Here is a 13,478-nt window from a genome sequence, read left to right as displayed (position 1 = left end):
TGATGAATAAAATTCAATATAGAGTCAATTTATTCGTTCAAAATACTATATAGGACAGAATAAGGAAGGTTAGATGAATATCACGATTGATAAAGCTGAGCAATTACCTGAACAAATCAAGGAATTAGCCAAGCAGGCACAGAAAGAAGGATTTCAGTTTGTTGATCGATTGATTGAAGAGTTCGAAAGTGGCAAGAACCGGTTTGATCAACCGGGTGAATTTCTGCTGTTGGGCTATGATGATGACAAGCTTGTGGCTTGTGGCGGTTTAAACCAGCAGTGGAATGAAAATGAAATTGATGCGCGTATTGGGCGGGTGCGTCGTTTTTATGTATTACCGAAATACCGCAAGCATGGTGTGGGCAAGCAACTGTTACAACAGCTGGAAAAAGAGGCACGTGCCAACTTTTCAGCATTGTGCCTGAATACAGATACTAAAAATGCAGCGCATTTCTATCAAAAGCAAAACTATGTGTTTGTAGAAAATCATCCTAACTATAGTTATTTCAAATATTTGATCTAGTTTTTATTTTCACTTGTGACACCGTTAAGTCCGTGTAGGTTTGATGGTGTCATAATGAAGTTATTTTTTAAATGCTATTCATTATTCAGATATCAGTCTAAATTGATAATTAAAAATTATTTCAACACAATCCCTTATTTATTGCATTCATCGCTTTGTTTTCCACTATTTTTTGAATACCTGTCTGACCCTCATCTTGAATTCACTTTTGATAAAGTTACATTAAAAAATTCCGAAATCTGATTGAAATATTCCGTGATTTAAAATGGACCAAAATGCTTGGAATTTGGTAACTGTACAAATCCAAATAGTGCAATATTCAGGTATAATCAAAACCATCTTATAAATATTTAAATGTTGGAGATCACATGACTGTAGATGTCACTGAAACCATTTCTCAAACTGTTCATCCTGCGTTTCAGTTGATACGTCAACACCATGTTGAAGCCCTAGATATTCGGGTGTCTGAATATAAGCATAAAGCCACTGGTGCTATACATTATCATCTGGCCAGTGATCTGGATGAAAATGTCTTTCTTGTTGCGTTTCGTACCCAGCCCATGGATTCAAAAGGTGAGGCGCATATTTTAGAACATACTGCGCTTTGTGGTTCGGAAAAATTTCCGGTCCGTGACCCATTCTTTCTGATGATTCGTCGTTCGCTCAATACCTTTATGAATGCGTTTACTTCAGCAGACTGGACCGCCTATCCTTTTGCCACGCAAAATAAAAAAGACTTCCAGAACCTGCTGGAAGTGTATCTGGATGCTGCTTTTGCTGCCAATTTAAACGAACTTGATTTTGCTCAGGAAGGTATTCGCATTGAGCTGGAAAATGGCGAACCGGTTTATAAAGGCGTGGTCTTTAATGAAATGAAAGGGGCAATGAGTTCTCCTTCAGATCAGCTTTATCATCAATTGGCGCATCATTTATTCCCGCATACTACCTATCATTACAATTCCGGTGGCGATCCTAAAAATATTCCGGATTTAACTTACCCTGAGTTGGTTGATTTCTATAAGTCACATTACCATCCAAGTAATGCGGTATTTATGACTTTTGGCAATGAATCGGCTTATTACTTGCAGGAACAATTTGAAACTTTAGCCTTGTCTAAATTTGAAAAAGGTCAAACCTTACATTCAACACCCGAAACCCGTTTAACTGCACCGCTTGAAGTCACAGAAAGTTATGCTGTAGATGCAGAAGACCTGAAGGATAAAACCTATCACGTGATTTCATGGCTGTTGCCGCAAGCCAGTGATATTAAATTACGCTTGGGGATGCGTCTGGTTGAAGGTATTTTGCTGGAAGATTCAGCTTCGCCATTACGTCATTATCTGGAAACCTGTGGTTATGCCCAGTCTACCGGTCCAATTATGGGTGTGGATGATTCCAACTTTGAAATGACCTTCTTTTGTGGCGTACAGGGTTCAAATCCTGAACATGCCCAGGAATTTAAAGACGGTGTGTTTAAGGTTCTTGAAGAAGTTGCTTCGAAACCGGTTGATGCCGAAATGGTGGATGCGATTTTGCATCAAATCGAATTACATCAGCGTGAAATCAATGGCGATGGCATGCCTTACGGTTTAAGCCTGATTTTAAACGGTTTAAGCAGCGTCATTCATCACAGCGATCCGATTCAGGTCTGGGATGTAGACACGGCGATTGAACAGGTCAAAAAAGAACTTAAAGACCCAATGTGGTTGTCCAACCTGATTAAAGAATATCTGCTGGATAATCCGCATCGTGTACAGATGACTTTGCTGCCGGATGCAACCAAGTCGGCAAGAGAAGCTGAAGCGGAAAAAGCGCGTCTGGCTGAAATTGGTGCCCAACTGACGGATGAGCAAAAAGCAGAAATTCTCAAGCAAACCGAAGCATTAAAAGTCCGTCAGGATACGCCGGATGATTTGAACCTATTACCGAAAGTCGGTCTGGAAGACGTTCCTGCGGACTTGCACATCGTACAAGGTCAATTGCGTGAAATTATCAGCAATAATTTAGACACGCCTTTGAATCTGTATCATGCCGGAACCAATGGCATTTACTATCAACAGGTGTTGGTAAAAATTCCAGATCAGGTGGTTCAGTCGCCATATTTCAATTTACTTTCAATTTTGCTGGGTGAAGTCGGTGCGGGTGAATACGACTATCTGGAACTGCAACAACTGCAAACTGCAGTGAGTGGTGGCGTGGGGATGGGGGCATCTCTACGTTCAAAATATGATGATAAAAACAAGATTAGCGCATGGCTTACGTTGACTACCAAATCGCTGGTGAATAATTTTGAAGCTATCCGCCTGTTGAAACTGGCATTTGAACAACTACGTTTTGATGAAAAAGACCGTATTATTGAATTATTGCAACAGCGTAAAACCCGTTGGAATTCACGTATTTCCGGTTCGGGTCATAGTTATGCCATGCAAATTGCCGGACGTAACCACAGTGCTTTAGCACAACGTGACTATCAAAATACCGGTCTGGGTGCGCTGAACTGGTTAGGTGATTTGGTAAGTAAAATTGAAAGCGATGAAGCTGCTTATGATGCATTAATTGCAGAATTAAAAGCCATTCATCGTTTACTTTTACAGGCACCAAAACAATTCTTGTTGGTGTGTGAAGAACATCAGTCCGATCGTTTGATTGAAGAAGTGCAAGACGTTTGGGACAAGTTAGCTGTTGATAAAACTCCGGTAGAATTAACTCAAATCATCACAGAAAATAGCAATCATGACGAAGCCTGGCTGATTCAAGCCAATGTTCAATTCTGTGCTGCTGCTTATGCTGCAGTAGAGGTTTCTCATCCAGATGCTGCACCTCTCATGGTATTGGCTGCTTATTTGCGTAATGGCTTCTTGCACAGTGCGATTCGTGAAAAAGGCGGGGCGTACGGCGGTGGAGCAAGCTACGATGGTAATGCCTGTTCGTTCCGTTTTTATAGCTATCGTGATCCACGTTTGGCAGAAACTTTTAAAGATTTTGATGCCAGTATTAACTGGTTGCTGAATAGTGAACACAAACCGCATCAACTTGAAGAAGCAATCTTGGGCTTAATTGCAAGCATGGATAAACCGGGTTCTCCTGCCGGGGAAGCCATTACTGCCTGCTATGCATTATTGCATGCACGTACACCTGCAGTGCGCAAGCAATTACGTGCACGTTTACTTGCTGTAACTCTTGATGATTTAAAACGGGTTGCAGAACAATATTTGGTTCAGCAAAAACCGGTGAAGGCTGTGGTTGCACCCGTAGCTAAGCGTGAAGCGCTGCTTGAACTTGGTTTTGATATTAAGCAAGTGAACTAAAGATATCATTTGAGGTAAAACCCTATGGCGTTCAAAACGCTTGAACGCACTACATTGCAACTGAGCATGATCATGCTCAGTTCTTTGTATGCGGCGAGTATTCATGCACAAAAACCAGAATCTCTCATTACACCCGCAAGTCCGGAAGCATGCGTGGCATTAGAGTCCAATGCGGATCGTCTGGCCTGTTATGACACTTTGTTCAAGGTGCCTGAAACAGAAAAAACGGCACTGGTGTCTGAACGTCAGGCAGCCAATCAAATTGCACCTGCACCGACTGAGCCAGAAACGATCAAAGAAAAAATCAGTCATGGGATGAGTAATGTCTTTGCAGTTGAGGGGCCAAAAATTGATCCCAATACGTCTTTGCTGGACAAGCGTTGGGAGCTGTCTTCTGAAAGTAAACTTGGAACCTGGAATATTCGTGCGCACCAACCGGTTTATCTGCTTCCAGGATTCTGGACTTCGGATAAAAACGAACGTCCTTTCAGTCCGAATGAAAATAACACGGTACAGGTGGGTGATGAGCAAAACCTGAAATCGATGGAAGCGAAATTCCAGTTGTCTTTAAAAACCAAAGCAGTTGAAAACCTGTTTGGTGATAATGGAGATATCTGGCTGGGTTATACCCAGTCATCACACTGGCAGGTTTATAATGCAGATGCCTCGCGTCCTTTTCGTGAAACCAACTATGAACCTGAAGCCAGTCTGGTATTTCGGACCAATTATGAAATTTTGGGCTTAAATGCACGTTTACTAGGCGTGACCTTTAACCATCAGTCCAATGGCCGTGCCGATCCTTTATCGCGTAGTTGGAACCGTATTATTTTTAATGTCGGTTTAGAACGCGACAACTTTGCATTGATGCTACGTCCTTGGTATCGCATTGAAGAAGATGCAAAAGATGATAACAACCCGGATATTAAAAACTATATTGGTCGTGGTGATTTAACTGCATTCTACCGCAAGAATGATCATGAATTTTCCCTGATGCTGCGTCACTCGCTAAAAGGTGGCGATGATGCGCATGGGGCTATGCAGTTTGATTGGGCATTCCCGATTAGCGGTAAATTGCGTGGTCATTTTCAATTGTTTGATGGCTATGGTGAAAGCCTGATTGATTATAACCATCGGGCCACTTATGTCGGTTTAGGTGTATCCTTAATGAATTGGTATTAAAATTTATCCATGAATGATAAAAAACCACTCTGTATGAGTGGTTTTTTATTGAATCGGGTTTAACCAATTTGAATATCTGCCGGTGGATGTTTTAAACGGCTTTTTTTCGGAGTGGCAATCAGGTAGGCCAGAGTCAGTGGCCCCAAACGACCCGCAAACATCAGTAAGATTAATGCAAACAGACTTGCAGGCTGTAATTCACTGGTAATGCCACGTGATAATCCTACCGTACAGGTGGCAGAAACTGCTTCGAAGAGTAAATCCAGGAAGTTTTTGCTGGGCTCCAGAATAAGAAGCGTAAATAATCCTAAAAATATCAGTATGGCGGTAATGGAAACCACGGCTAAGGCTTTAAATGAGGTGGTTTTAGAAACTGAGTGATTGAATACGGTTAATTCTTCCGAGCGTCGTAAAAAAGTGATCACACTTAAGACCACAATAATAAAAGTACCCACCTTGATACCGCCAGCCGTACTGAGTGAACCGCCACCAATAAACATCAGGATCATGGTGACTAAGGTGGAAGCATCGGTCATGTTTGCCATCTCCAGGCTGTTAAAACCGGATGAGCGCGGAACTGTGGCATGGAACCAGGCATTTAGGGCTTGATCACCCAGGCTCATATTCGCCAGGGTTAGGGGATTGTTGGCTTCCAGTGCCCAAATTACGATAAAGGCAAACAGGTTTAAACCTGCAATGGTAGAGAGTATTAATTTGCTATTGGCACTTAATTTTTTCCAGCGACGAGTGCGCTGGATATCCATCAGCACGACAAAGCCAATTCCACCAATAATATAGAGCATACTAATGGTAAAAGTAATAAAGTAATGGTCTGCAAAACTCATCAAACTATTGGGAAATAGGGAAAAACCGCCGTTATTAAAAGCCGAAACACTATAAAAAGCCGCGTAAAAAAAGGCGCGGGAAAAATCGTATTCTGGCATCCAGGCAATAGTTAAAATCAATGTGCCAATCGCTTCAAAAAACAGGGAATATAACAGCACCCCTTTAATGGTGAATGACACTTTAGCCAGGCTGGTTTGACCAATGGTTTCCTGCGCCATCATTTGCTGTTTGAGCCTGATATTGGAAGAAAGGCTCAGTGCAGCCAGTATGGCAAAGGTCATAAAACCCAGGCCGCCGCTTTGCAATAACAGCATAATGACGACCTTGCCAAAGGTGGTATAGGCGTCTCCGACATTGACTACAGACAGCCCGGTAATGGTCACGGCAGACGTTGAAGTAAACAGGGCATTGAGCCAGCTTAATTCACCATGATGTGAAATCGGGAGTTTGAGCAATAAAGTTCCGACAACGATAAAGCTCAAGAAACCCAGTGCCAGTAAACTGGGTGGGCTTAGATTGACCGTATTGGGATTTTTGTTTTGCGCTTGATTCATATTTTATTTAAACCACCGGGCAGACAGTTTTCTTAATGGTTCAATTTCGCCTTCCACGACTAAGATATCACCTTCTTGCATAATTAAATTAGGATCAATGTTATATGAAACCTCTTTGCCGCGTTTGTGCAGAATCGTTTTAATTTCAGGAACATGACTCATAAGCTGATGAAAACGTTCGCCCTGCTGACTCTTTTTAATTTCAATTTTAACGATGAAATGATTGTCTTCTAAACCCATATAACGACTGACCATCGGGTAGCTTAATGACTGGGCAACCCGGTTACCCATATCTTCTTCAGGATGAATGATTTTATTCACGCCAAGATGGGTCAAAATCATGTGATGGGCTTGTGATTTGGCCTTAGCCCAAATTTTTTTAATCCCCATATTTTTTAGATGCAAAACACATAAGATGCTGGCTTCTATATCTTCGCCAATAGCCACCACCACGGCTTCACAGTTTTGAATATTCAGTTCTTTGAGTACATGTTCATCTGTGGCATCGGCAATGACTGCATGAGTCAGCTGATCAGAAAAGGTTTCTACATATTTTTTATTGCTGTCTATACCAATCACATCATGGTTTAACATGGCTAATTTGGTTGCGACGGTTGCACCAAAACTACCCAAACCAATCACTGCAAACTGTGCCATGTGTTTTTAATCCTAATTCGTTTTCAATTTTTACATCATATTTCAACGACTATGATGCCACTAAATTTTAGAGTTTGCGTGTTAAACTTTAGCTTAAGTATTGAATAACGTCATTCAACTGAATTCTAAACAGGGAATGATTAGCTCAAGATTATAAAACAGCCCATGTGCAGCTTTTGATTGATGTGATTTGTCTAACTATTTTTTTAATAACGAGAGTTAAATGCAAAAAAATAGCCTGTATTCATACAGGCTATTTCAAGTCATGCTAAAAAATTATTTCAAGAATCGTTGATAACCCAAATTGTTGGTAATTTCAGCATATGGATAAGTGATATTTTCCAATGTTTCAATTAAACCATCTGGATTTTGTTTCGCGTCGCTTGCTTCTAAGCCAACCAGTACACGACCTTCCGCCGCGCCGTGGTTGCGGTAGTGGAACAGGGTAATGTTGTGGGTAGGTCCTAAACGTTCCAGGAAAGTCAGTAATGCACCTGGACGTTCCGGGAACTCGACACGGAACAGACGTTCATTTTCAATGTCTGCGTGACCACCGACCAAATAACGAATATGCAGTTTTGCAACTTCATCATCAGACAAATCATCAACATCATATTGCGTCGTCAAGGTGTCATAAATGTCGTGACGTTCTTTTTCGCCACCTTTCAAGCTAATGCCGACAAATACTTGAGCAGCACTAGAAGAGCTGGCACGGTAGTTGAATTCCGTAATATTACGGCCTTGCAGGGCACGGCAGAAATTCAGGAATGAACCTTTTTCTTCTGGAATGGTCACGGCAAAAATGGCTTCTTTCCGTTCACCGAGCTCTGTACGTTCGGCAATATAGCGCAGACGGTCGAAGTTCATGTTGGCACCACAAACAATCGACACCATATTTTTATTTTCCAGACCATGTTCTGCCACATATTTCTTGATCCCGGCAAGTGCCATGGCACCGGAAGGTTCTACAATGCTGCGACATTCGTCATAGGTATCTTTAATTGCTGCACAGATCTCGTCTGTGTTCACCAGTACAACATCCGGTTCAACAATTGAACCCGAGTTGTCTGATTTTTGCAGGCGAATCACATCAAACGGTTTTTCACCAATTTGTGCAACCGCAGTACCGTCAGCAAATAAGCCTACAGAGGGTAGAATTACACGTTCATTGGCTTCAAAAGCCGCTTTTAAACATGCAGATTCATCATATTCCACCGGAATGACTTTGACATGCGGTGCAACATCGCCAAGGTAAGCGGCAACACCGGCAATTAAACCGCCACCGCCAACAGCAACAAATACATATTCCACATCACGCCATTGACGTAAAATTTCATTGGCAATAGTACCTTGACCGGCCATCACCAGTTCATCATCATAAGGCGGAATAAAGGTCATACCATCTTCGGTAGCACGTTGAATGGCATATTTGTTGGCAACATCGAAAGAATCGCCATGCAAGACTACCTCTCCACCCAAACGTTTTACTGCCTGAACTTTAATGTCAGGCGTGGTTTTCGGCATGACAATAATGGCGCGAATTCCCAGTTTTTTACCAGATAGGGCCACACCTTGTGCATGGTTACCTGCTGAAGCCGTAATAACGCCACGTTCCAACTGAGATTTCGGTAATTGACTAATACGGTTATAGGCACCGCGTAGTTTAAAGGAAAAGACAGGTTGTAAATCTTCGCGTTTAAAGCGAATGTTGTTGTTTAGCTTTTCACTAATTCGTGGCGCTGCTTCGAGTGGAGTTTCGATTGCAACGTCATACACCGTTGCTTGTAATATTTGTCGAACCAAACGAGACAGCATGTTAATTTTCCATCTAACAGTTTAAAATAGGTCTTTATTGTAACAAACCCCCGTACATTTGGGCTGTTAAATCAGCAACAAATGTCAAAAAATAGTTGAGCCAAGTTATGAGTCTGTATGCTACCCAAGATGAAAAGAAACAAGCTGCCGCAAAAGCTGCTTTAAAGCACTTGCCTAAAGGCGGGATTTTGGGTGTAGGTACAGGAAGTACTGTGAACTTCCTCATTGAATTATTGCCAGAATTGCAACTGGAAGCTGCGGTTGCCAGCTCTGAAGCAACAGCACAGCGCCTTAAAAAATTAGGTATTGAAGTGGTCGATATGAACTCTGTAGGCGGCTTGGATGCTTATGTCGATGGCGCGGACGAAATTGACCGTCATATGCATATGATCAAAGGCGGCGGTGCTGCATTGACTCGTGAAAAAATCGTGGCATCGATTGCAAAGAAATTTGTCTGTATCGTGGATGATTCGAAATGGGTAGAGCAATTGGGTCGTGATTTCCCGCTGCCTGTAGAAGTTATTCCAATGGCGCGTTCTGCGGTAGCACGTAAAATTGTAAGCTTGGGTGGCGATCCGGTTTATCGTGAAGGTGTAGTGACAGATAACGGCAATGTGATTTTAGATGTGCATAATTTGAATATCTTAAATGCGTTGGAACTTGAAAAAACCATTAACAACATTCCGGGTGTGGTGTGTAATGGTATTTTTGCTTTGAATAAAGCGGATATTGCTGTAGTTGCAACAGACAACGGTATTGAAGAGCGTACTGCGGTTTAATTAAACTTTCTAGAAAAATCCCTCTAAATCTCCATTTCTTAAAGGGAAACTTTAAAGCCCCTCTTTGTAAAAGAGGGGGGTTGGGGAGATTTTAAAAGAACAAAATGACCCTAAACGACCTACCTGAAATCCAGATTGTCCGTCATTCGCGAGCGAAGAATTTACGCTTACGTGTTGAACCGACTCAGATCCGTTTAACTGCGCCGGTACTTTGCAGCAAACGACAAATTCAAAATTTTATAGATCAGTCTGAGCAATGGCTCATTCAAACTTGGCAGAAACAGCAAGAAAAAATTGTTCAAATAGACAAAACTTTACCGAATGAATTACAGCTGTTTAATTTAGATCAGCCTTTACAGATCATTTATCAAAGCCAAAAGCATGGTTTTATTTTTGATGATGAAAATTTAAAACTTTTGATCAGTGATCGTCAGCCTGAACAATATTTAAAAGCGTTTGTAATCGCCTATGCAAAGCAGCATCTTCCGCTTTATTTGGGGGGTGTGAGCCAAGAAAGTAATTTGAGTTTTGGCAAATGTGCGATTCGGCAGCCTAAAACACGATGGGGAAGTTGTACATCGAAACATGACATTATGTTGAATAGTGCTCTGGTATTGTTTCCTAAAAATATCGTACGTTATGTTTGTGTGCATGAGTTGGCGCATACCCAGCATTTTGATCATAGTCCAAGATTTTGGGCGAAAGTTGCAAAGCATGATGCCAATTATCAGCAGCATCGCAAAATTTTAAAAACTAATCCAATGCTGTATTGGTGGTGCAATTAAACTAATTGGGTTGATATACAGCATCACTTAAACATTACTCGGGTCATATTTTTAAGACTGTTTTAAATAGATGATTTTGAATTTCTAAACTGCTGTGAGCTGTGAATAGCGGAATAGAGAAGAGTCTTTGAGAATTCATTTCAACATTTAGATAAAATTGAAGTTAAATATTTTTATCATTCTTACTCGGAAAATAGCCTAAGCGAATTAAATATTGCATATCTGTAAATTCAGTTAAAATAAACTATAAAAATTAGAATTTTGCTTAAACTAAATTGGAATAAATTTGCGCTAAGTTTGCTGATTTTGTATGTGTACTCCAGCATTATTCCTCTATTATTTAATTTTTATGCTGAGCATTCTCTACCCCATTTTATTGGATCGTTTTATTTGTTATTGCACTGTTTTGGAGTATGGAAGAACCAGTTTCAAAATTCTAGCGACTACAGGAGTAATACTTGGGGTGACTGGGCTATCTACTATTAGAGATGTGATTGTATTCTTGGCTTTTCCGGGATTTTTATTTGCTGTCTACCTGTGTTGCCGAAGCTGGAAAGAGCTAAGTTCACAAACTGGAAACAGGACTGAGGAGCTAATCCAAAATTTATAAAAAAACATCAATCCTTTGAGAAATGGTTTAGAAAACCAAAACTTCCTGTCATACTACGCAGTTACGAAATGGACACTTTAGATTTGAGGTAGTGATCGTGATTACTGTTGGTATTGTCGGTGGTACAGGTTATACAGGCGTTGAATTGTTGCGTCTTTTACTACGACACCCAAATGTACAGGTTAATGTACTGACATCACGTACCGAAAAAGGTCGCCGTGTCGATGACATGTTCCCAAGCTTGCGCGGTCATACCGATCTTGAATATTCAGATTTAAACATTGATGAACTGAAAAAATGCGATGTGGTTTTCTTTGCAACCCCTCATGGTGTAGCAATGAAACATGCAGCAGAACTTGTTGCAGCAAATACTAAAGTCATCGACTTGGCGGCGGATTTCCGTTTGCAAGACTTGGAACAATTTGAAAAATGGTATGGTCTTGAACATGCCTGCCCAGATATTTTAAAAGATTCAGTTTACGGTTTGTCCGAACTGAATCGTGACAAAATTAAACAAGCCAATGTAGTGGGTAACCCTGGGTGTTATCCAACTACAGTTCAGTTAGGCTTGGCACCATTATTTAAACAAACTGAAGCATTGGTGAAACCGGAAAGTATTATTATTGATGCAAAATCCGGCGTATCTGGTGCAGGGCGTAAAGCCAGCCTAGGTATGATTTATTCTGAAAATGCCGATAACTTTAAGGCTTATGGCGTTGCAGGTCATCGTCATCATCCTGAAATTGTGGAAGCATTGGAAAATATTTCCGGTCTTAAAGATGTATTTAATCACATTTTATTTGTACCGCATTTAGTTCCTATGATCCGCGGTATGCTGAGTACCATGTATGTGGACTTAACTGATGCAGGTGATGCTACCGATTTGCAAAGCTTGTATGAACAATTCTATGCCAATGAACAGTTTGTAGATGTAATGCCACCTAACAGCTCACCTGAAACACGTTCGGTACGCGGTGCCAACCAGCTTCGAATTGCCTTGTATAAACCACAGCCTAAAAAACTGGTTGTGCTCTCTGTACAAGACAATTTGGTGAAAGGTGCGGCAGGACAGGCGGTACAAAATATGAACCTGATGTTTGGCTTTGCTGAGAATGCAGGTCTTGCAGGTATTGGCTTATTACCATAAAAAACGTTTTTCGACTTCACACACATTTGGATTTGGATTTAAATGTGTGTTTTGAATGAATCAAAATAAGAGATGACGATGCCGAATTCTGACTCAAATACTCCGTCACAACTGAATTTCCTCAGTAAAAAACCTTTTCTAAAGGGTAATTTACCGCTGGCAATTGGTGCGGCCATTCTTGTTCTGGGAAGTGGTTTGCTGGGCTATTCAGTTGGGCATCGGCAAGGTTTGACTGTGGTTGGCTATGAGGCGGATGCCGAACAGCTGGTCGAAGTAGTGCAAAAGCAAAAAGCCAGCCTGGAAATGCTGAATAAAAATTTGAATCTGGCAGTACAGGAGCGTGATGTTGCGGTCAGTAATTCAAATGATTTGTTTACTGCTTTGAATCAGGCACGTGAAGATAAAAGTCAGGCTGAAGGTTTGAGTGCAATTTACCGTGAAGTGTTGCGTCAGCGTGGTGGTTTAAGCCTGACCATACAAAATATCGGCATTAAACCCTTACCAGAAAATGCCTATGAATATCAACTTGATCTGGTTCAAATCAGTCCGAATAGACGGGGTGTTTCAGGAACTGTGGAGTTGCGTTTAATTCAGGGTACTGAAGTTTTGGTGGTTCCTATGGAAGACAAAAACTTTAACTTTGAAGATTATGAACGTTTAACCGGACGCTGGACCATGCCTAACGGCTTTACACCACAATTCATTGAGGTTCGTTTAACCGGAGCAACAAGTACACCGTTAATTAAGCGCTTTAGTTGGGGACGTGGTAAACCTATAGAGAGTCAATCGGCATTTATTTCTGAAATTCCTCAAGCAGAAGCAAATGCACAATAAATGTGAATTAAAAATCCTATGCGAATGAATAAGCGTCATTATTGTTTAAACACCATCAAAAATTCTTTTCATCAATCGGGATATGTCGACTGGCATATTAGTCCACGCTTAAGTAATGACTCGCAGGATGACGCTGAAGGGGATGTTGCAGTACAAACGGCTCCCCCTGAATTAAAGCGTCCCCCCTTATATGCTGTTGTTTTGATGAATGACGATTACACCCCTATGGATTTTGTAATTGAAATTTTACAACAATACTTTGCTTTGAATCTTGACCAAGCGACCCAAGTAATGCTAACTGTACATTATGAAGGGAAAGGTGTTGCAGGCGTTTATCCACGAGACATTGCGGAAACGAAAGCGAACCAAGTCAATAATTATGCTCGGTCTCAAGGTCATCCATTACTTTGTCAGATTGAGCCAAAAGATTAAGGGGATTAC

General features: G+C 41.2%; 11 protein-coding genes. 8 read left to right on the top strand and 3 right to left on the bottom strand.

From position 1 onward, the window contains the following. The first annotated feature begins 73 nt into the window (after positions 1-73). The 3 genes from ACE01T_RS02090 (at position 74) to ACE01T_RS02080 (ending at position 5,010) form a co-directional block, all read left to right on the top strand. Positions 74-523, top strand: a complete 450-nt coding sequence (locus ACE01T_RS02090; RefSeq protein ID WP_086196340.1) for a GNAT family N-acetyltransferase — start codon at positions 74-76, stop codon at positions 521-523. A 368-nt stretch (positions 524-891) separates the two neighbouring features. After that, the gene (locus ACE01T_RS02085; RefSeq protein ID WP_180043321.1) at positions 892-3,831 is read left to right on the top strand and encodes an insulinase family protein; all 2,940 of its coding nucleotides are present in this window, start codon (positions 892-894) and stop codon (positions 3,829-3,831) included. A 24-nt stretch (positions 3,832-3,855) separates the two neighbouring features. Further along, positions 3,856-5,010 carry a phospholipase A gene (locus ACE01T_RS02080; protein ID WP_180043319.1) on the top strand — a complete coding sequence of 385 codons (1,155 nt, stop codon included), beginning with the start codon at positions 3,856-3,858 and terminating at the stop codon, positions 5,008-5,010. 59 nt (positions 5,011-5,069) lie between these two features. Here the strand turns inward: ACE01T_RS02080 and ACE01T_RS02075 are convergent, their stop codons facing one another. From ACE01T_RS02075 to ilvA, 3 genes are all read right to left on the bottom strand, one after another. After that, a complete protein-coding gene (locus ACE01T_RS02075) occupies positions 5,070-6,410 on the bottom strand; it encodes a TrkH family potassium uptake protein (protein ID WP_180043410.1) in 1,341 nt (446 codons plus the stop codon). A gap of 3 nt (positions 6,411-6,413) precedes the next feature. Then, a complete protein-coding gene (locus ACE01T_RS02070) occupies positions 6,414-7,067 on the bottom strand; it encodes a potassium channel family protein (protein ID WP_395518640.1) in 654 nt (217 codons plus the stop codon). A gap of 276 nt (positions 7,068-7,343) precedes the next feature. Next, the gene (gene ilvA / locus ACE01T_RS02065; protein WP_180043412.1) at positions 7,344-8,882 is read right to left on the bottom strand and encodes a threonine ammonia-lyase, biosynthetic; all 1,539 of its coding nucleotides are present in this window, start codon (positions 8,880-8,882) and stop codon (positions 7,344-7,346) included. Between the two features lie 107 nt (positions 8,883-8,989). Between ilvA and rpiA the strand changes: the two genes are divergently transcribed. The 5 genes from rpiA to clpS all read left to right on the top strand — a co-directional run bounded on the left by rpiA (position 8,990) and on the right by clpS (position 13,469). Beyond that, on the top strand, positions 8,990-9,661 hold the full coding sequence (gene rpiA / locus ACE01T_RS02060) for a ribose-5-phosphate isomerase RpiA (RefSeq protein ID WP_166168347.1): 672 nt from the start codon (positions 8,990-8,992) through the stop codon (positions 9,659-9,661). A 104-nt stretch (positions 9,662-9,765) separates the two neighbouring features. Then, positions 9,766-10,446 carry a M48 family metallopeptidase gene (locus tag ACE01T_RS02055; protein WP_180043414.1) on the top strand — a complete coding sequence of 227 codons (681 nt, stop codon included), beginning with the start codon at positions 9,766-9,768 and terminating at the stop codon, positions 10,444-10,446. 701 nt (positions 10,447-11,147) lie between these two features. Next, complete coding sequence (argC, locus tag ACE01T_RS02050; RefSeq protein WP_180081603.1) at positions 11,148-12,203, top strand: N-acetyl-gamma-glutamyl-phosphate reductase; 1,056 nt, start codon at positions 11,148-11,150, stop codon at positions 12,201-12,203. Positions 12,204-12,281: 78 nt separating this feature from the next. Next, entirely contained in the window at positions 12,282-13,037 is a 756-nt protein-coding gene (locus ACE01T_RS02045) for a DUF6776 family protein (RefSeq protein ID WP_086196331.1), read from the top strand. An 18-nt stretch (positions 13,038-13,055) separates the two neighbouring features. Further along, on the top strand, positions 13,056-13,469 hold the full coding sequence (gene clpS / locus ACE01T_RS02040; RefSeq protein ID WP_180043417.1) for an ATP-dependent Clp protease adapter ClpS: 414 nt from the start codon (positions 13,056-13,058) through the stop codon (positions 13,467-13,469). The last annotated feature ends 9 nt before the right edge of the window (positions 13,470-13,478 follow it).

The sequence above is a fragment of the Acinetobacter uliginosus genome, from assembly GCF_044130295.1.
Taxonomy (GTDB): domain Bacteria; phylum Pseudomonadota; class Gammaproteobacteria; order Pseudomonadales; family Moraxellaceae; genus Acinetobacter.
The sequence above is the reverse complement of the archived record's forward strand: the minus strand, read 5'-3'. Positions and strand labels throughout refer to the sequence as shown.

What these genes read in the sequence shown, in the direction of transcription:
- ACE01T_RS02090 (WP_086196340.1), top strand. Translation starts at nt 74, where the DNA reads ATGAATATCACGATTGATAAAGCTGAGCAATTACCTGAACAAATCAAG.
- ACE01T_RS02085 (WP_180043321.1), top strand. Translation starts at nt 892, where the DNA reads ATGACTGTAGATGTCACTGAAACCATTTCTCAAACTGTTCATCCTGCG.
- ACE01T_RS02080 (WP_180043319.1), top strand. Translation starts at nt 3,856, where the DNA reads ATGGCGTTCAAAACGCTTGAACGCACTACATTGCAACTGAGCATGATC.
- ACE01T_RS02075 (WP_180043410.1), bottom strand. Translation starts at nt 6,410, where the DNA reads ATGAATCAAGCGCAAAACAAAAATCCCAATACGGTCAATCTAAGCCCA.
- ACE01T_RS02070 (WP_395518640.1), bottom strand. Translation starts at nt 7,067, where the DNA reads ATGGCACAGTTTGCAGTGATTGGTTTGGGTAGTTTTGGTGCAACCGTC.
- ilvA (WP_180043412.1), bottom strand. Translation starts at nt 8,882, where the DNA reads ATGCTGTCTCGTTTGGTTCGACAAATATTACAAGCAACGGTGTATGAC.
- rpiA (WP_166168347.1), top strand. Translation starts at nt 8,990, where the DNA reads ATGAGTCTGTATGCTACCCAAGATGAAAAGAAACAAGCTGCCGCAAAA.
- ACE01T_RS02055 (WP_180043414.1), top strand. Translation starts at nt 9,766, where the DNA reads ATGACCCTAAACGACCTACCTGAAATCCAGATTGTCCGTCATTCGCGA.
- ACE01T_RS02045 (WP_086196331.1), top strand. Translation starts at nt 12,282, where the DNA reads ATGCCGAATTCTGACTCAAATACTCCGTCACAACTGAATTTCCTCAGT.
- clpS (WP_180043417.1), top strand. Translation starts at nt 13,056, where the DNA reads ATGCGAATGAATAAGCGTCATTATTGTTTAAACACCATCAAAAATTCT.